Origin of the sequence: Nostoc sp. DedQUE04 (genome assembly GCF_034530995.1) — a bacterium.
GTDB lineage: Bacteria > Cyanobacteriota > Cyanobacteriia > Cyanobacteriales > Nostocaceae > Nostoc.
Window position 1 is genome coordinate 44,863 of record NZ_JAVRCA010000038.1, and the last position, 19,187, is coordinate 64,049.

Genomic DNA, 19,187 nt, shown 5'->3' on the forward strand with positions numbered 1-19,187 from the left:
CTCGATGACTCGCTTGCCGCCGACGCTAACGGGTGACGTTCGCAAGCTCGCTAACGCTACGCTAACGGCAGTTCCTTATGGCGGGAACTCCCTCTGAGCGACTGCCTCACCATTTCATTACAGCCAGAAAGCCCAAAATGAAAGTTTTTTGACTTTTGGCTTTTGCCTTGCGGTACTAGCAGCCATAAAATCAAATGGTATTAGGGCAAAATTAATAATATTTGGCTAAATTATGGACAAACATCAAGATTGGTAGTTGAGTTTTAGCGAACACTTAAGCATTCATTACTAACCTAGTTACCAACTTTACGAGTATATACTCTAAATAATTGTTATTTAGAAAGAATCAGAACAGTCATCGTCAATTTCTGCATCCCACTTGGCTGAGAGTACTTGTTCCATCATCGCTTCTATAGCGCTGACATTGAAGCTTCGCTCTCTTCGCTCTTGTAAAGGTGTCGAGCGGGGAATTAACCGCAGACACAATCCTTCTTGCATCAAATCGAAGTAGGTTTCTTGTTGCGACGACTGTTTTAGTTCTAAGTAATCAAAACTACAAACATTCAGATATAGCGCGCGGTTAGCGACTAAGGTAGACCTTTGCGGATTGGCAAAAACTTCCATCACATCCCCTTCACCCTCGCTCAGTACCTTATCTTCTTGGGTGTAGATGTAGTGGACTCGACCTAAATCTGCCAGCAATCGCCGGATGTCGAGCTTATTCACAATGATGCCCGTGTTAATAATGCACGGAGCTGGTATCCTGGTGTCGGGTAGATGATGACTCATAGGAAAATTGCGATTGAGCTAAGGAGAGCAACAACATAGCTAAACTGTCATAATTGAATAGCTTCTTTACTCCCTACATTTAAAAAAATATCAATTTTATGGGGCAATCGTCTAATAATTTGGAGTAAGTTTTTAGTTAACGAATACAAAACAGAAATTTTGCTCCTTGATGGAATTTTAACTTCCTAAGTTAGTCGTTTTTGTATAAAAAAATACTCAAAAATATTTGTTTACCACTTAGACCAGCATAACAAAATTTTCAACGAGAATGTTTAATAGAAGTAAATCTTATTTAAAGTTTTAAAGTCTACTGATGTCGGTTCTACCGAAATTATGACTATTATCCAGCAATTTACCAAAAATTAATGTAATTCAGATGACGAAACAGCAACAGTGGTGGAAAAAGCTGCTGTTAAAGCTGGCAGCTAGTATTATATTTTACACAAGTATTCCGTTACCGTATTTGAACGGATTGAACTTTCAAAGAGTAGCACGTCTTGCTTCGCTTGTTGGAGTGATGATTGGGGGAATTTTAGGGTTTCTGGATACGGGGATGGATTATCTGGGGATGCCCGTGTTAACTCGTAGTGCCTTAGTAGTAAGTGTTTGGATTGCCATAACTGGAGGATTGCACTTAGATGGGGCAATGGATACTGCCGATGGTTTAGCAGTGGGCGACCCAGATCGGCGACTGGAGGTAATGGCAGATAGTGCTACAGGAGCCTTTGGAGCAATGGCTGCGATCGCCTTGGTGCTACTGAAAATAACAGCTTTGACAGATATGCCAGAAAACCGTTGGTTGTTGCTGATGGCTGCTTGTGGCTGGGGACGTTGGGGACAACAGCTAGCTATCGCCCGATACCCTTATCTGAAAGCAACTGGTAAAGGCGCATTTCACAAACAAGCCATTCGTTCTTACAAAGATTTGTTACCAGGATTATTATTGTTGTTTAGTTTGAGTGGTTTACTTTGGCTGATAAATAGACAGCAACTATTTCTCGCACTGGCAATGATAATTGCTGGAAGTGCGATCGCCACTTTAACTGGTGCATGGTTCAACCATAAACTAGGCGGACACACTGGAGATACCTACGGCGCAGTCGTTGAGTGGACTGAAGCCTTATTTCTCTGCGTACTGACTGTAGGAAGTTAGGAGTGAGGAGTCAAAAGTGAGGAGTTAAAAATCAAACTCCAAACTCCTAACTCCAAACTCCTAACTTTATTTAATCGGTTGCAACTTTGTCACTTTGAGTTTAAAAGCCCCAACCCCAGTTTCCCCAAAAGACCGGACACGAATAACATAATTCCCTGTCTCTACGATGCGAGTAAAGAGTAAGGAATTGCTACTCCCATCAGGGCCATCATCATTTTCTGCCAAAGTCGAACCATCAGGTGCTAGCAGTGTGATGATGCTGTCAAAGTTTTCCGATGACAGGTCAACTGCTAAATTGTCGCCCTTCTGCAACTTCACAGTGTAATCACGGGCAAACCCACCTTGACCTGTGGGAATATCTTTGTCTGAAAGGCGATCGTCAATTTCAGTACTGTTAGATAAAGGAATTGGACTATACAATTTATTTTGAGCAACTGCACTTGTACTAATGCCTATTGCCAGCAATGTGGCAGGAATGATGATGAGTTGTTTTAAACCTGCCGCAAAAACTTTATTCATACATTTCAAGCAATTTTTCTACAAAAATAGGGTAATTAGGTCAATTTATGTACTTATCCGTCAAAGCTTGCCTATTGCTTCTTAATTTATCCGTCTTTGACGGCAGTGGCTACAGCTACTAATCCTAAGACCACAATTCCATACTGACGAAGTGTTTGCACAGCAGACCTGGCAGTAGCACCAGTAGTATAAATGTCGTCCACTAACAGCACTGGGGCATTTGGAGGACGATGGCGAAATTCTTGTCCAATAGCAAAAGCTTGGTTCAAGTTTTTTTCTCGTTTAGATACCGACAAACCAAACTGCGCTTCAGTTTCTCGCACTCTTGCTAAACCGTTTAGTTTCAATTTTAATCCAGTTATTTCGCAGAAACTTTGTGCTATCAGTGCGGCTTGATTGTATTTACGTTGTTTTTGTTTGCTAGCGTGAAGTGGGATAGGAACTACTACAGGCTGGCTATCTCGCTTCGGTGAATTTAACAACCATGCTTCCCCTAACCATTGACCCAAAGGACGAGCTATTTGGGGTTGATTTTCATATTTCATCGCTGCGATCGCTCGTTTCACTGGGCCACCATATTCCCCCCAGCCAAACACTGGTATAGGCTCTTGCCATAGAGAAATCGGGTCTTTACGTTGACATTTTTGCAGTTGTCTGGTGCAGTTTTGACAGAATTCTTGGGAAGTTGCGCGTTGACATAGAGGGCAATGGGATTGAAGAAAAAGATTGAGTAAGCCTGTGAGATTTTTAATCCAAGCGTGCATTTAAAATTGTCCTTTGTCATTTGTCATTTGTCATTTATCCTTTGTCATTTGTCCTTTGTCGTTTGTTTTTAGCTAATGACTAATGACTAATGACTAATGACTATTGATCAATGACTTAACATACACGCGATCGCACCTTGTTGTTTCCACTCCTGTTGCTGGAGTGTAGCCATTGTTTTCATACAGCTTGACTGCTTCCACCAAAACACTGGCGGTTTCAATCCAAATTTGTTGAAAACCACGCTTTGCGATCGCTGCTTCTAGCTGTTGTAACAAATATTTCCCTAATCCTAAACCCCTAATGCTGGGTAAAAGATACATTTTGCGGATTTCTACAGCTTTTTCACCTCGGTGTATGGGGTAGTATGCTCCAGTACCTACTAACTGACTTTGGTGTTCAATTACCCAAAACTCTCCCCCAGTAGCTAAATAACATTCCTCAACTCGCAGCACATCTTGGTCAGCACCCTTGGGTTCCCAAGCCAGACCGTATTCTGATAATACATAACTGATGACTTCGGCGGCTCTTGTGCGATCGCTTTTCACCCAATCACGAATTAAAAAATCTTGATAATAGTTTTTCATTACCATTTGCTGGTCAAGTTTACCCAGAAAAATTTTCCGCATCTATATCCCAATTTACTCAGCAAATAGCAATTCTTGCAGAGTTCATTTCAAGCTGTAATCTTAAGGCGTGAATTAAGTCCACAAATTCGGCAATTAATTCAGTCAGGTTCCCAGGTGATTATTCAGGGAGATGGTATCGATCGGCAAGTGTAGAACCTAGCAATTTCACTCCTGCTGCAATTTAAAAGCACTTCTTGCAAAGTAGTTTCCTTTCCTAAATTCTAAATTAGATAATGATTCTGAAAGTTAGATTTATTTAAAAGCTTAAAAGCTATTTAGAATATTGAAGCGAAACACCAACTGGCATTCATTTCTTGTGGCAAAGGCTGACTTTTCACAGTATTTGGAAAATTTTGATATTAAACAATCGCTTGCAACAGAATTTAAGAAATAAGAGGGGTAAAGGGAAAAAGGTTAATAATAGTCTCCCACCATAGAAGCAATAGCTTTTTACCCTTTCCCTTGTCCCTTACCGTTCCTGATAAATAACTGATGATACACTTCCTGCTCCTGCCTTCTTGTATTAAGGCAATGTTGCTTCAGAAATGCTCAAAGTTTTGTTGTCGTCGGCTTTCGAGGACTCATTTCCTGGAACGGATGCAGTTATCTCCCCAATGGCGCTGTCGTTTGTTCCGGTACTAGGACGCAAGGCACTTAAAGCAGTCTTAATCACAACAGCTGTAGGTACTGCCACAATTACACCTAACAGTCCGCCAATTCTTGCCCCTGTTAAGACCGAAATTAAAATCCAAACTGGATTTAAACCGGTAAAACTGCCTAAAATTCGAGGGGCAATTAAATTTTCGAGAATTTGCTGTACAATTACCGCTGCGATCAACACTCTCACACCCATTGAAAAATCTTGCAACGCTACCAACAGTGTAGTCAGGGCAATGCCTACAGAACCGCCAAAGGGAACGAGAGCCATCAGGCCAATAGTTAGTCCGAATAACAATCCAAACGGCACTTTCAGCCACAAAAAGGTAGGAATAAGGGCTGAAGCCATACAGGTAGATAAAATCAACTGGGTGATGAAGAAATTTTGGAAACTTAGGCGGACTGTTTTAGAGAAAGGCTCGCGAAATTTATTAGGTAGCCACTCCACTAAACTTTCCCAGAGTTCACCCCCATGCTGTAAAAGATAAAAAGTTAAAACCATCGTCAAGAGAATATCTAGCAGACTAGTAACTGTCAGTACAGCTAGATTTAAAACTTGTCCGGCGATCGCTTGTAATTGTCCTTTGACGCGATCGTTGATTTGCACCACCAAAGCATCGAGGTTAATCGGTAAGCCAAAAGTCTCAGCTTTTTCGTTTAATATCATTAACTGAGAGCGTCCAGAGTCGATCAGCTCTGGCAAACGAGCCACCAGTTGTTCAGCTTGGGTAAGAGCCAAGGGAAAAAGTGTCACACCCAACGCCAATAAAATCGATAAAGCCAAGAGAAATACTAAAATAGCAACTTGCTCTCTCTTAGCACCATGATGCTCCATCCAGCTCACGGGGTAGTTGAGCAGAAATGCTAGCACTGAGGCTCCGACTAAAATGACTATGAGAGAATGGAAATAATTGAAAAATACCGAAATTGCCCAACCATTGATAACTAGCAGCGGAGCAAATAGCGCGATCGCCCCGATTCGCGCTATTGGAGTAAATGTTTGCCACCAGTCGAGTAGCTTACGTGTCTGCATTTTGAGCTGATTGCGGAATAGAACTAAATGAAATTTTTCCTTACAGCTTATTATCTCTAACTATATGAATCTTATTCATCCTTCTAGTTTAGGAGTTAGATTAACCCCAATGAAGAATTTTGAACCGAAAGACAATAGGGACTGGGGACTGGGGACTGGGGACTGGGGACTGGGGGAAGAAGAGGGACAAGGAGGACAAGGAAGAATTATTCCAGAAGTCTCTTTTTTGTCTTCTTCCAATTCCCAATCCCCAGTACCCAATCCCCAGTACCCAATGCCTAAAACACAGTTGCTTTTACATTTAGTTCCGATCGTCGGCTTTTTTCCATCCTTGTGGACGCTCTATCGAGGCCAGGGTAATCGGGAACAACTTGCTATTAGTCGTCTGTCTATTACTTTGGCACTTACTTGGTTGTTGAGTTATTTATTATTGGCTACCGGGGCAGCAACTTCAGATTTTTTTCCGCTACGTCTATTTATCCTCAATAGCTTTCTCACGTCAGGTTACTTTTTAGTAAGTATTTGGTTGATTTTGCGCCTAATGCAGGGCAAATCTAGTCGTTTACCAGGGTTTAGTAATTTAGCTGAACGAGTGCTTGGCAAGTATTTATCTTAATTTTTTAAGGCGATAAATTGTCGGTGTTTTTACTGAATTTTGGAAAATTTCTGGCTGATTTCTTTATATATCTAGTCAAATCCAGTTTATTATTGCCATACTTCAGTAAAACATCTCCAGGTTGTCCCAAAAAAAGAATAAATGCTGCTATAAGTGTTGTGGTTGACACTACATTAAAAAAGTTAGCACCGATAATTAAGAGTTAGCTATTATGGGTTAATTTGTTTAGGTGTTTTTAGTCTGCAAAATTACTGAATTTGATTAGTGAGTAAGTGTGAGGAAGTCTGTGACCATTCAAAGAAGTTCGGCGGAAGAAAACCAGTCGGGAAAAGCCTCAAAATCCAATAAAAAAATTCCCCAAAGCTCAACATCAGGGCGGTGGCTGTGGTTTTGGGTAGGTATGGGTGGTATTGCGATGGTATCAGCAACTGCGGGGGCGCTTTTAGCAGTGTCTTTGACGAGTACGCCTTTGCAACAAGCGCAGCTAACTCCAAAGGATGAGGCGGCCTTTGATAGCGATCGCATTTCTGGAGGTGTGCTGCGATTTTCAGAATTAACTCGTCCAGTGAATCTTTTGGTGATGGGAATGAGCGTACTTCCCCCAGATATCCAAAACCCTCCTGAAGATACCAAAAATCTCAAATACCTGCCCCAAGTCAACTCTTTTGATGGTCTTTCTGATGTGATGCTCTTGGTCAAATTCGATCCAGAGACGAAAAAAATAAATATGCTCTCCATTCCCAGAGATACCCGCACGGAAATAGAGGGGTATGGAGTGAAAAAAATTAATGCTGCCAATGTTGACGGTGGGCCAGCTTTGACTGCCAGAACTGTTAGTAATCTCTTAGGAGGAGCAGGAATCGATCGCTATGTCCGAATTAACGTTTTGGGAGTTGCCAAGCTAATTGATGCTTTGGGTGGCGTGACTGTCTACGTTCCTAAAGATATGAAATATCAAGATGATTCTCAGCATTTGTACATCAATTTGAAGGCTGGTAAGCAGCACCTCAATGGCGAGCAAACATTGCAATTACTGCGTTTTCGCCATGACGAACTCGGTGATATTGGTCGGATTCAGCGCCAGCAAATGGTCATGCGTGCTTTGATGGAGCAAACACTCAACCCGGCTACTGTTGCTCAATTACCGAAAGTTCTTGATGTCGTGAAAGACCACATTGATACTAACTTGACGGTTGAAGAGTTAGTAGCGCTAATGGGTTTTGGGGTGCGGACAAATCGCTCTAATATGCAAATGTTAATGCTGCCAGGTCGCTTTAGCGAAAAGAATGAGTTTGATGCTAGCTATTGGTTGCCCAACAAAGATGGAATTGCGAAACTGATGGCTCAACACTTTGGTTTGGAGTCAGAACAGGAACAGCTGGCAACTACAACTAACCCCCGCTCTTTGCGTGTAGCAATTCAAGATAGTACAGGTGGCGATCGCTCTAACCTGCAACCGTTAATTAGAGCCTTGGAAAAATCTGGATATCGCAATATCTATGTGGCCAAGGCATGGGGCGAACCTCTAGATGTAACTCATATTGTCGCCCAACAGGGAGATGGTGACAGTGCCGAGTCAATTCGCGGCACTTTGGGATTTGGAGAAGTGCGGGTGGAAAGCACTGGCAACCTTGCATCGGATATCAGTATCCAAGTAGGTAAAGATTGGTTGGAACAAAAATCTATTTTGGAGAAGTCGTTGACACCCTAAAGGGTATATCTGCTGACACTGAATTTACTACCTGACTCAGTTCTTGGAGTTTAGCTGCTACTGCACCATTGGTTAATAATTCTTCTGCTTTAGCTAAACCTTCTGCCATATCTGAACAAATACCACTGCGCCATAGATAAAATCCGCCATTCCACAAGGCTGTTTGCATCAATTCACCTGGTTTACCTGCCAAAACCTCTTGAATATCCGCCACCAGTTCTTCAGTAGTTCCAAGGGGTACGTTCTTGGTAGTAAAGCCGTAATCGCGCGGTACGAGGTGCAATCGTTCTACCTCTTGGGGTGCTACGGATGAAGATAAGCTGATGATTGCAGTGCGATCGCGCGGTAAGTCGCAACTACCTTCCAATCCTTTGACTAATGTAAATTTTGTCACTCCTCGCAGTCCTAGAGCTATCTGAAACATCCCTTCTGTCGGTGGATGGACAAACCCAGCAATTACGTGAACATCCCCAGCATAAGGACACCAAATTAGCTCCATTGTCGCCAACGGCGGACGTTTGCCCAGTTGGTCGCGGTACTCCCAAAGACTTGTAGTTAAGGGAAAATGCTGAGGTAGATAAATAAAGCCGATTGCCGTTTGCTCAAACACTTGTTGAGTTTGTGCTAGGGGTAAAGTAGTCCAATCGACTCCTAAACCCTGCCAAATATTTATCAGAGGTAAGCCGTACTTCGTGGGGAGGCGATCGCCACCATGCATTACCACTGGTTGTCCCACTGCGGCGAGTAGTAAAGCTGTGACGGGACTAATTGGTGCTGTACGTGTCCTACCATCATAAGGGATGCCAAGAGCGATCGCTGGTCGCCCAGAGGCTATGGGTTGCAGTTTTGGCCCCAGTTCCTCATAAGCATCCAACATTCCGGCTAACTCTTCTCCCGTAGGACGCTTGATTCGGTGAGCAATCAAAAAGGCTCCAATTTGGGCTGGTGTCGCTTCACCCAGCAGCATCATTTTAGTAGCGGTGGCTGCTTCAATACGAGTTAAATTCTTAGATGTGTGGTTTCCACTGCCTACTTTTTGCAGAAATTCCCGAAATACATTGCTCATTTTTCCTTTGTCCTTCGTCCTTTGTCCACTATCATTTGTCCATTGTCCGTGAATAACCGAAAATGGCTAATGACCGAATTATGGATTTACAGCAGTTTTCATGTATTTAGACCACAATTATGAGACCTAACTCCCAGCCCCTTCCCTACTAGCGTTGGGGAGAAAATCAAAGCCTCTCTCCTTTTAGGAGAGAGGAATGGAAGTGAGGTCTATTTGTGGTTCATTTACCTGAAATCGCTGTAAGAAGGTAAAAATGAGTCGTCAACAGCAGGTTTACTAAATTATTTAGCCCAAAAGTTTGTCTACCTTTAACAAAGGGCTTAAGCTTGTTGTCAAGCCCCAAGTCTTATTAATTTAAAGTTATAAATTCAGCTTTCTACTACACAACATATACAGTGAAATTAACTAGATTATCCTGACCAAATCGCAGTGAATCACCGTTAAGTAGGCGATACTGCATACCGGGAGTCAAAGTATTGTTGTTTAAATAAATACCATTTGTACTCATATCAACAATCATGTAGGAATTTTGCGACCAGTCCCAATCGACTCGCGCATGACGACGAGAGACTATTCCCTCACTGGGAATGCCGGTCAAGTCAATTTCTGGCGGCGCTATTCCTGGACTCTGACTGCGGCGACCAATATAACCTCCTTCCCCAATCAGGTGAAATTCTCTGCCAGTGCTATGAATCAGCTTTAAGGCTGGCGCTCTTTGAGGTGGAGGGGTATAAACAGGTGGTGTTGGTTGATAGGAAACTCGTGGCTGATAGACTGTTGAATAATCTATTGGGGCTTGTTGGGGAGCTTGGTAGTTAGGTTGGTCTGTAGGCGGCCGCTGATACTGAACAGGTGGTTGACTAGGCTGTTGTTGAATAGGTGGAGGTTGACTAGGTGGTTGTGGTGTAGAAGAAACTACATTACCCACAGGGGTAGAACACCAGGGACAAACCTTAGCATTGTTCGGCAGGGCGCGGTTAAAATATTCGCAACTAGGATTAGGGCACCGATTTGCAGGCATAAGACTTTATATCATCAGGCATAGGTTGTAAAGCTACAAGACCTACTTTACTAAGTAAACACTGACCCTGACGAGTAGTTAGCATCTGGGCAAATGTAGAACCACCAGGTAGGCGGTTGCTGTCTTTAGGGTACACTACAAAAATAGGGTATCCCAAGGGGTAGCTTTGGAAGGTTGTGACATCAACATAATAATCATCATGTTGACACAAATCATCTGAGGGATTAATTGAGCGGCGATCGCGCTTTTGAAACAGAGGTTGAATAGCGGACTTTTTAGCATCTGCGATCGCTAAAGGATAGCCAGTACACTGACTCGAAGTTTTACTGATAATCCCAAAACTGATAATACCAGTAGTTCGCCCATCTAAAGTTTCACTGCGTATCAGGTTTTGGGTTTTTGTTGTATCAAGTTTAGTAACTTTGGCTGCAAATAAAGCTTCGTCTTGAGGGGCATTTTGCAGAACTATTTGTTGAAATTTACTGATTGCTTCCGGTTCAGTTGGGGCAAAAGGTTTCACAGGCAGATTTGGAAGTTTAGGATTAATCTGCTGCCAATTAGTAATTTTACCTGTGTAAATTTGACGCAATTGCTCAAGATTGATTTGTCCCCCAAGAGCATTGGCAAGATTTGAGTCTCTTTTATTAAATGCGACAAAAACAAGTAAACCATCATAGGCTACTGGTTTTTTCGCAAGTTTATCTGTAATATTGTCTACTAAACTAGTAATTGCAAAATCTTTTTTGTTTGTTTGAACTTCTTCGATACTTTTAATCGGATTATTTATATTTGATGACAAAACAGATTTATAGTCAAATGTTGCTGTAGCATCTGGCTTTGGTCTGGTCAATAAATCTCCTAAACGACTGTTGTCTACTAATTGCGTTAAAACAAAACTCCATGTACTATCTTTTTCTCCTGTATAAGTAAATTGTCCAGAAGGAACGTTGGGGACTTCGGAAAAATTCCGCACAAGTCTAGACCATTGGATATATTGATTAGGATTATCTGTCTTCCTACCCCAAAGCCAATACCAAATTCCCCCGCCAAGTAGTAATAGAAATAGGATTAATAACAAGATTAAGGGCGTTGGCAAAGGCTTTTTTAGTTCTTGAGAACCTGGCGATCGCACTGAACTTGAACTTTTAGCACGATCTTCTTGAGGAAGTTCTAGTAGTGCTTTACGAGCCGCTTCTGCACTTTCAAAGGGAGTTTCCAGCCCAATTAAACGATAAATAAATTGCTTTAAATAGCTATCAGTATCCGGCCATTGTTGATGATCTCTAGGATTGAGAGGCTGGTTAGATGAAAAATTAGTTGTCCGCCCTACCCATAAATAAAACGCTAATAATCCTAATGATTCTAAATCTTGCTCAGGTCTGGCGGCAGCAGGTTGAGGAATAATCGGTGGGATAAATAAGTTTTCCCAGATAGCTAAATCACAAAAATATATAGAAAATTTTTGATTATTTTCTACTTTAATTAAAGTACTATCTAAATTGATATTGCCGTGAGTGATACCCAGTTGTGTTTGATTGGAGGGAAAACGCAGCTTTTGAGTGTGGATAAACTGGAGAGTTTGTAAACCTTGATTTAGTACTTCACGCACCTCAAGAGATGTCATTGCTCCCTTTTCTATGAGATATTTACCTAAAGTTTGGGATGACTCTATGCCTTGAGTAATTAAATAACAGCGCTCTCCTTTTTGATCTGCGATCGCTTCTTTCGTTTCCACCAGACGAAAGTTTTGAATTCGACTATCGGCTAAACTTACCCCACCCACACGTTTAAAAGTCTCTTGACGCTTTTGAGTCTCACTTTCATTAAAAGAACGATTGGGGAGCAGGTATTCTTTGATGATTACAGGTTGTTTGTCTTTAAGTTGAACACCTGAGTATAAACGGCCTAAACCGCGCACGCCAACAAAACTAGTTATTTGATAAGTTCCCTGACTTCCTTTAATCTCACCCTCCTGTGGTAAAGTTGCTGGAAAACCACATTCCAAGCAAAACTTAGCACCCTTGATTTGCTGCGCCGTTTGAAAGGGGCGATCGCAACTTAAGGGAGAATTGTACGAGCAGGGGTATTCTTGATAAAAAGATTCAAATGAAGCCATATACAAAAAGTTTCGTGAATTGCGCCGACTACTTCAGTCGCGCTCAAGCATGAACTAATCCTAGCTTGAGGGCAGTCACAATCGCTTGAGTCCGGCTAGTAACCTTCAATTTTTCAAAAATACTGGTGAGATGCGCCTTAACAGTAGCAACTGTTACATACAAATGTTTAGCGATTTCTTCATTAGAAGCACCTTGAGTTAACCAGTATAAAACCTCTTGCTCTCTTTCGGTTAAATGCACCTCATGACATGCTTTTACACAAGAGTCTGAATAAGCCTGAAAAAACCGGAAAAATCGACTAGCAACTTCTGAAGGTAAATAAATTTCTGACCTAGTTACAGTATCAATAGCTTCACACAATTGGGTTGCCACACGATTTTTAAACACATAACCTGCGGCTCCTCCCTGCATTGCTCTAAAAATCCAATCGTCTTCTTGATGAGCCGACAATACTAAAATTTTGCCACTGTAAGCAGCTTCTTTAAGACGTGCCAGAACTGTAATTCCATCACATCCTTTCAATTGCATATCCAGCAAAATTAAATCTGGACATTTCTGAGTTGTAAACTTTAAAACCTGATCAACAGAATCTGCATCACCAATAACTTCTACAGGTAACGCAGAATTAATACTATAAAAATTTAGGAGAGTACGTAACCCTTGACGAAAGCGTTCTTCATCATCTACGAGTAAAACCGAAAGTTTATTATTATCATTAGCCATATCTTTAATTACGAATTACGAATTACGAATTATAAATTAATTTACGCTCCTTGGTCGAGGTAAAATCAGCGAAAATTGTGCCCCACTTTCTGATAAAATTTGTGCCCAGATACTTCCTTGATGATCCAAAATAATTTTTTTAGCAATAGTTAAACCCAGTCCTGTACCTCCTTTACGTCGGGAATAAAATGGAGTAAATATTTTTTGTAAGTCTTCTTGAGACAATCCTGGCCCTCGATCGGAGATTTTAATTAAAACTTCATCTTGAAAAATTTGCCAGCTACAGGTAATAGTTCCTGAATGAGGGCTGAAATGAGCGGCATTACTGAGGATGTTATCAAAAACTTGTTTCATTTGTAATTTGTCTATTTTCAATATTGTCGATGTATCGGGAATCGATATTTTAAGTTTTTTTTGATTAATTATAGGTTGTAAATTTGTGATACTTTCAACCACTAAACTTCTTAAATCTTGAAGTGTTACCCTTAATTTTGCACTTTGACCGCAATCAATCAGTTCATTTAAATTAGTATCTAAATCTTGTATACTTTCGCCGATGATTGTTGCTTGTTCTTGCCAAGGGCTATCCTCTAAACCTAAGCATAAATTATGTGCATACAATCCTATAAGTCCTAAAGAGTTACGCAATTGATGACCGACTCTATGTAAGATATCTTCTAAAAGTTGAATTTCAGTTTTTTGTCTGCCATAGTCCAAGGAAATATCTACATACTTACTCAGCAGCATAGCAGAGCGTTTTACATATAGTTGTAAACTCGGTGAGAGAGGTTCATGAGTAATGATTTGAATATATTCAATTTTCTGATTTCTATAAGATATGGGGCAAATGTAAGAAATAGATGAAAAGTCCTTAAGCTTAAATTCATGTAAATTCAAAACAGGCGGAAAATCTGTCAGCCATGCTTCCGAACGCAAATAAGCTAAAGTTTTTGGAGAAAAAGGAGTTTGGTCTTGACCATAATTTATAACTTCTTGATTAGTTCTCAATAATGGATCGTGATAGACAATCCGAGCAAATAAAATTGGATATTGACTAGTTAATTGCTCAGACTCAAGCTGACAAAAGCTTTGGATGTCTGAGGAATTCAAATAATTAGAGCCATTGTCTAGTTTTTGTACAGAAAAGCCTAGTGTCATAGCTTCACTCGCTTTTTGCAACCAAATGTTTTTACTCTTCTGCTGACCAGTATAAAATTATGCAGTCTCAGCAATGTTTATTTTTTTGTTAAGTTATCTTTTGGGATAATTCATCCAAATAATTATTAAGGTTTGTATTTACACGTGTATCAAACTAACTTTGCTGTGTAAAGAAGTTTGTAGTAAGGACTTTAGTCCTGATGTTAAGCACTGAAATGCTTACTACTTACCTAAGCTTTCGTTAGCTTAATAGACTACTTAGGATGTCTTTTCAGCCATTAGTGTCAAGTTAAGATGAAATCACTGGGGTCAATTAGTATAGCTAGGGACACTTCGGCAAGCTCAGTGCATCGCTGGGGACTGGATGAAAAGTCTTTTTGTCTTTAGGTTTTATCCTCCTCAAATTAAAATTGAACAAAAATAATAATCGGCTGCCTGAATTCAATAAACGGCTGCCCGAATTCAATTAACGGCTGCCCGAATTCAATTAACAACACCCCAAATTCGATGAACAACTGCCCGAATTCAATAAACGGCTGCCCGAATTCAATAAACGGCTGCCCGAATTCGATAAACGACTGCCCAAATTTAATAAACGACACCCCGAATTCGATGAATATACCTTTGACATTTGGGCTTCTGCCTTAACTTGACACCAATGCTTTTCAACCCACCCACAAGAAAAAATGTATGTAGTGCGTCCAATTAAGAACTGCTCCAGATTAATCTACAAACTGAAGTTGCGACTTTACGGATTCTTGACCCAATACCCGATTTAAAAAATATCGACAAAAGTCTAATTAACTTTAGAAGCCCGATACATATACTGTAGATGCATCTGGATTAGCTACCAGCAGCACACCTTCATGCTTATCTTCGTTCTTCAAACTTTAGCCGAAATTCTCGCTGGAGGAACCTCACTTACCAGTACAGAGCAAATTGACTTTAGCCATCCTGGTAATCGTAGGGAAGAGGGAGCAGGGCCGACTCTCAATTTATATATTTTTGATATACGTGAGAGTAAGCAGGTGCAACATTCTGGTAGGCAAGTAGAACGCAAGCTAACACGCGCTCTACAACCTGCTACTGTAAATTGGGCACCCGCTTGGTTTGATGTTTCGCTGCTTTTAACAGCCTGGGATAGAACAGCTTTAGGTGAGCATCACTTTATTAGTGAGGCGTTGACTGTGCTGTTGCGCCATCGCACCTTGGAAGAGAAGTTTTTGGTTCCTGAATTGCGGGGCTATGGTAATTTGAACATGACAGTTGCCTTAGAGCCGCCAATTGAGATTGGCTCTTTGTGGAGCGCTCTCAATGTGCCATTGCGTTCAGCCTTATATTTGACAGTTACAATACCCTTCGAGCCACAACCTACTCCAGTACCTTTGGTTTGGGAGCGAATTTTCAATTTGCGAAATCAATTGTCTCGCGATAGTGACAGTCTAGTATTAACCAGGCGAGTTGCGATCGCAGGTATTGTCAAAAGTGCGGTGACAAATCTGCCGTTGGTAGCGACAGAAGTGGCTGTGAGGGGAACTGAAAAATCCATATTAACCACTAAAGAAGGGCTGTTCTTTTTTGAAGACCTTCATTTAGGTAATTATGTTTTGACTCTGAATCATCCGGGCTATCTACCTCAAAACGTCAATGCATTGGTAGATAACCAAAGTAATACTTTCAAAGAAATATTTCTAACTCCTGAATAATTAGATTTTTACTGACTTGGAGAGACTTTCATGGCTAGACTTGATTACTTTGCTCCTGGTGTTTACATCGAAGAAATTGACCGGGGTAGCCGACCAATTGAAGGTGTTAGCACAGCAGTTGCCGGATTTGTAGGCTTTACAGAAGACGTTCGCGGTGGGGCTGAGTTATACAAGCCCATGCTAGTAACCACTTGGACGCAATACTTAAACTACTTTGCCCGTCTCAACTCTGATGGCTTCACCGACTTCAACGCCTATTTACCCTTTTCAGTCTACGGCTACTTTATGAATGGTGGCGGTCGTTGCTGGGTAACAAGCATTGGGACTCAGTTACCAAACGCACCCAGACCCGCAACTCCAGAACCGGCTACCCTCAGAATCAACTCTAGAGGTAATCGTCCAGCCCTCCGCTTTACTTTGCGTGCTGAACAAGCATCAGGCGGATTAGTAAATCTTGTAATTATTGATGGTTCACCGCGTGCCCTACCTGAAGGTACTGAAGGAGAAGCACCTCCAAATACGGGCGAGTATTTCACCATCCAAATTCGTCGGGGAGATGAGCTTCTAGAGGAATACGAGAACTTGACAATGAACCGCGAACCTGCTGCTCAAGCAGCGACTTATGCGGTGACGGCATTGAGAAATTCGATGTACATCACCGTAGAAGACATAACTCAAAGTGGACAGCCTTTAGCTCGTCGTCCGGTCAATGGTCAATATGAACTAGCGCCACCCATTGTTGCTGCCACACCCGATAGATTTTCGCAAAATTTAGAAGGGGTTCGAGACGATCGCACCGGGGTACGCGGTATCTTTGAAGTTGATGAAATCACAATGCTGGCCTGTCCTGATGTGATGCGGGCTTATCAAGAGCAGATACTTAATTTAGATCAAGTCCACGGCATCATCGAACTGATGATTAGTATGTGCGAGGGTTCTGCCAGTGGCGATATTCCCAACCCGCCCAACCGGATGGTTGTACTTGATGCGCCACCGGATGCCGTCAAACCGCAGCAAGTAGTGGAATGGTTGAACAGATTTAACCGTCGTTCGATGTTTGCGGCCCTTTATTATCCTTGGATTAAAGTACCTAATCCACGCGATCGCGGTAATCCAATTTTAGTACCTCCTTGTGGTCATGTGATGGGTGTTTGGGCCCGCACCGACGAAACCAGAGGAGTTTACAAAGCCCCAGCAAATGAAGTTCCCAGAGGCGTAATTGGTTTGGGCTATGACACAAACTTCCGCGAACAAGAACTATTAAATCCCTTGGGGATAAATTGTATTCGCAGCTTCCCCAATCGAGGTATCCGCATTTGGGGCGCACGCACTCTAGTTGAGCCAGATAAAACAGAGTGGCGTTACATCAGTGTGCGTAGATTAATTAGCTATATCGAAAAATCCCTAGAACTGGGGACTCAGTGGGTAGTTTTTGAACCGAACGACCAAGATTTATGGGCGCGTGTTACCCGCACTGTCAGTAACTTCTTAGAGCGCATCTGGCGTGAAGGTGCATTATTTGGGGCATCTCCAGCCCAAGCATTCTATGTCAAGTGCGACGAAGAATTGAACCCACCAGAAACCAGAATTTTAGGACGTTTATATATTGAAGTCGGAGTTTGTCCCGTAAGACCGGCTGAATTTGTTGTTTTCCGTATCAGCCAATGGAATGGCATTGAAGATAGCGAATAGGGCAATTCAATTTTGGATTTTGGATTGCGGATTTTGGATTAAATTTCAATCTAAAATCCAATATCTAAAATCTAAAATTCTTGTTCCCCATTTCAAAATTAACTACACACAAAGGAGTCTAAAAGTATGGCAGGCGAATTTTTAACCTCTTGTAAATTTTACTTCGAGGCTGACGGAATTACTGATAAATTTATCAAAGAAATTAGCGGACTAGGCGTTGAAAATACACCAGCGCAAGAAGTTCACGGTTCATCTAAAGGCGCTAAACTAATGCGTCAAGCTACACCAACTGTTGTTAAATTTACCAACATTACAGTAAAAGTCATCGCCACTGATGATATAGACCTGTATAAATGGTATCAAGACTGTAACGAAGACATGGGAGACCCTCGGAAATGGGCACAGAATCGTAAGACTGGTTCGGTGGTTGCTTATGACCAACAAGGCTCAGAAAAAGCACGGTGGAACATTGTCAATTGTTATCCCTGTAAATACACCGGGCCTACCTTAACAGCCTCTGGTGGTGATATGGCAAATGAGACTGTTGAATTGGTTCACGAAGGAATTAAACGAATCAAATAATTAGCTTATGCAGTAATTAAGGTTTGGGAGTTTAAGTTGCATAGCCTCTACAGGCAGAACGCTTTGTGTCGGAGTCTGTTTTGCAAAGTTGCTCCTCTTGGGGAGACCCCATCGCTTTTAGCGTCTCCCCTTGGGAGAAGACTGCACTTTGCGCTAAATCTCCGTCACAAAACGTAATTACGAATTACGAATTACGAATTACGAATTATTTAACAGTGGTACAATCCGCAAGCCGAATTCCAGAAGTTTTGACAGCCCATCGGTTCTATTTAGAACTGACACTAGAAGGTCAAAACGATGCCAATTGTTTCTTTTTGGAGTGTCAAGGCTTTAAAAGAACACAAGAGGTTATTGAAATTACTGAAGTTACTTCTCAAACTTGGGGTACAAAAGGGCAGTCAAAAGGTCAGGTAGTAAGAACTAAGCTTCCTAGCAATCCCAAAAGTGGTAATCTCATTCTGCGTAGAGGTACCACCAACTCTATGGATTTTTGGAAGTGGTTTGAAAAAGTCGAAAAGGGTAATTGGTCACAGCAACGTAGACTTGTTGCTTTGTCTATTTATAATCAGGCAAATCAAGAAGTAGCTAGATTTGAATTAGCCGGTGCTTGGCCTGCGAGTTACAAAATTGCCGATGTCAACGCCCGCAGCCATGACATTGAAATTGAGGAGGTGGAGGTTGCTTTTGAGGAATTTAAACGCGTGAAATAATTAGGAGAATTATGTTTCCCACAGAGTTTGAATTTACACTGCCAAAGGGGTATCTAGACTCTGAAGGCAACCTCCATCGCAAAGGTGTAATGCGGTTATCAACGGCGATAGACGAAATTGCACCCTTGCGTGACCCACGTGTTAAAGCAAATCCCGTTTATGCCACAATTATTATCTTGTCACGAGTGATTACCCACTTGGGTGCTTTATCAGAGGTTACTCCTGCAATCGTGGAAAACTTTTTTTCCCAAGATTTAAATTATCTCCAAGATTTTTACCGTCGAATCAATGGCTTGGAAGGCGAAACTTGCATACCAGAAGATACAGTAAATTCTCCCGAAGCACTTCTTCATAATTGAATGGGGCATGGGGCATGGGGCATGGGGCATTGGGAGTGGGGAGCAGGGGGCAGGGGGAAAAGTTCCAAGCTACGTCTGCAAGTATCAAAGGCTCATTAAAGGAGTTCAAAGACTCATTAATGAGTATCAAAGGCTCATTAAAGGAGTTCAAAGCCTCATTAATGAGTATCGAAGGCTCATTAAA

At 41.7% G+C, this 19,187-nt stretch carries 19 protein-coding genes; 8 read left to right on the forward strand and 11 right to left on the reverse strand.

What is annotated here, in order from left to right; translation table 11 throughout:
- Window positions 1–336 precede the first annotated feature (336 nt).
- Window positions 337–789 (reverse strand): hypothetical protein, encoded by a 453-nt coding sequence (locus tag RM049_RS23320; RefSeq protein ID WP_322662022.1) that lies wholly within the window; start codon window positions 787–789, stop codon window positions 337–339.
- 376 nt (window positions 790–1,165) lie between these two features.
- Here RM049_RS23320 and cobS point away from each other — a divergent pair, with 376 nt between their 5' ends.
- A complete protein-coding gene (gene cobS / locus RM049_RS23325; protein ID WP_322705847.1) occupies window positions 1,166–1,942 on the forward strand; it encodes an adenosylcobinamide-GDP ribazoletransferase in 777 nt (258 codons plus the stop codon).
- Window positions 1,943–2,008: 66 nt separating this feature from the next.
- On the opposite strand, the gene RM049_RS23330 is transcribed toward cobS, so the two are convergent.
- The 4 genes from RM049_RS23330 to RM049_RS23345 all read right to left on the reverse strand — a co-directional run bounded on the left by RM049_RS23330 (window position 2,009) and on the right by RM049_RS23345 (window position 5,542).
- Window positions 2,009–2,461, reverse strand: a complete 453-nt coding sequence (locus RM049_RS23330) for a PPC domain-containing protein (protein ID WP_322705848.1) — start codon at window positions 2,459–2,461, stop codon at window positions 2,009–2,011.
- Between the two features lie 86 nt (window positions 2,462–2,547).
- Window positions 2,548–3,225, reverse strand: a complete 678-nt coding sequence (locus RM049_RS23335) for a ComF family protein (RefSeq protein WP_322705849.1) — start codon at window positions 3,223–3,225, stop codon at window positions 2,548–2,550.
- A 93-nt stretch (window positions 3,226–3,318) separates the two neighbouring features.
- Window positions 3,319–3,810: a GNAT family N-acetyltransferase gene (locus RM049_RS23340; RefSeq protein WP_322670368.1), complete on the reverse strand. Its 492-nt coding sequence runs from the start codon at window positions 3,808–3,810 to the stop codon at window positions 3,319–3,321.
- 565 nt (window positions 3,811–4,375) lie between these two features.
- On the reverse strand, window positions 4,376–5,542 hold the full coding sequence (locus tag RM049_RS23345; protein WP_322705850.1) for an AI-2E family transporter: 1,167 nt from the start codon (window positions 5,540–5,542) through the stop codon (window positions 4,376–4,378).
- Window positions 5,543–5,816: 274 nt separating this feature from the next.
- Between RM049_RS23345 and RM049_RS23350 the strand changes: the two genes are divergently transcribed.
- Window positions 5,817–6,158, forward strand: coding sequence for a hypothetical protein (locus RM049_RS23350; protein WP_322686624.1), 342 nt, complete (start codon window positions 5,817–5,819; stop codon window positions 6,156–6,158).
- A 286-nt stretch (window positions 6,159–6,444) separates the two neighbouring features.
- Entirely contained in the window at window positions 6,445–7,869 is a 1,425-nt protein-coding gene (locus tag RM049_RS23355; protein ID WP_322670320.1) for an LCP family protein, read from the forward strand.
- On the opposite strand, the gene RM049_RS23360 is transcribed toward RM049_RS23355, so the two are convergent.
- The 6 genes from RM049_RS23360 to RM049_RS23385 all read right to left on the reverse strand — a co-directional run bounded on the left by RM049_RS23360 (window position 7,841) and on the right by RM049_RS23385 (window position 14,556).
- Window positions 7,841–8,935 carry an anthranilate phosphoribosyltransferase family protein gene (locus tag RM049_RS23360; protein ID WP_322705851.1) on the reverse strand — a complete coding sequence of 365 codons (1,095 nt, stop codon included), beginning with the start codon at window positions 8,933–8,935 and terminating at the stop codon, window positions 7,841–7,843. The two genes, RM049_RS23355 and RM049_RS23360, sit on opposite strands and share 29 nt — an antisense overlap.
- 379 nt (window positions 8,936–9,314) lie before the next feature.
- Window positions 9,315–9,956 carry an FHA domain-containing protein gene (locus RM049_RS23365; protein WP_322705852.1) on the reverse strand — a complete coding sequence of 214 codons (642 nt, stop codon included), beginning with the start codon at window positions 9,954–9,956 and terminating at the stop codon, window positions 9,315–9,317.
- Entirely contained in the window at window positions 9,934–12,072 is a 2,139-nt protein-coding gene (locus tag RM049_RS23370) for a substrate-binding domain-containing protein (protein ID WP_322705853.1), read from the reverse strand. The genes RM049_RS23365 and RM049_RS23370 overlap by 23 nt, the downstream gene beginning before the upstream one ends.
- A 43-nt stretch (window positions 12,073–12,115) precedes the next feature.
- A complete protein-coding gene (locus RM049_RS23375) occupies window positions 12,116–12,796 on the reverse strand; it encodes a response regulator transcription factor (protein ID WP_322705854.1) in 681 nt (226 codons plus the stop codon).
- A gap of 36 nt (window positions 12,797–12,832) precedes the next feature.
- Window positions 12,833–13,954: a HAMP domain-containing sensor histidine kinase gene (locus RM049_RS23380; RefSeq protein WP_322705856.1), complete on the reverse strand. Its 1,122-nt coding sequence runs from the start codon at window positions 13,952–13,954 to the stop codon at window positions 12,833–12,835.
- Window positions 13,955–14,358: 404 nt separating this feature from the next.
- The gene (locus RM049_RS23385; RefSeq protein WP_322705857.1) at window positions 14,359–14,556 is read right to left on the reverse strand and encodes a hypothetical protein; all 198 of its coding nucleotides are present in this window, start codon (window positions 14,554–14,556) and stop codon (window positions 14,359–14,361) included.
- Between the two features lie 264 nt (window positions 14,557–14,820).
- Here RM049_RS23385 and RM049_RS23390 point away from each other — a divergent pair, with 264 nt between their 5' ends.
- The 5 genes from RM049_RS23390 to RM049_RS23410 all read left to right on the forward strand — a co-directional run bounded on the left by RM049_RS23390 (window position 14,821) and on the right by RM049_RS23410 (window position 19,003).
- A complete protein-coding gene (locus tag RM049_RS23390; RefSeq protein ID WP_322705858.1) occupies window positions 14,821–15,660 on the forward strand; it encodes a Pvc16 family protein in 840 nt (279 codons plus the stop codon).
- 30 nt (window positions 15,661–15,690) lie between these two features.
- Window positions 15,691–17,352 (forward strand): phage tail sheath family protein, encoded by a 1,662-nt coding sequence (locus RM049_RS23395; protein ID WP_322686408.1) that lies wholly within the window; start codon window positions 15,691–15,693, stop codon window positions 17,350–17,352.
- Window positions 17,353–17,478: 126 nt separating this feature from the next.
- The gene (locus tag RM049_RS23400) at window positions 17,479–17,934 is read left to right on the forward strand and encodes a phage tail protein (RefSeq protein ID WP_094331970.1); all 456 of its coding nucleotides are present in this window, start codon (window positions 17,479–17,481) and stop codon (window positions 17,932–17,934) included.
- A 215-nt stretch (window positions 17,935–18,149) separates the two neighbouring features.
- Complete coding sequence (locus tag RM049_RS23405; protein ID WP_322686407.1) at window positions 18,150–18,644, forward strand: phage tail protein; 495 nt, start codon at window positions 18,150–18,152, stop codon at window positions 18,642–18,644.
- Window positions 18,645–18,655: 11 nt separating this feature from the next.
- Window positions 18,656–19,003 carry a hypothetical protein gene (locus tag RM049_RS23410; protein ID WP_322705859.1) on the forward strand — a complete coding sequence of 116 codons (348 nt, stop codon included), beginning with the start codon at window positions 18,656–18,658 and terminating at the stop codon, window positions 19,001–19,003.
- Window positions 19,004–19,187: the final 184 nt, after the last annotated feature.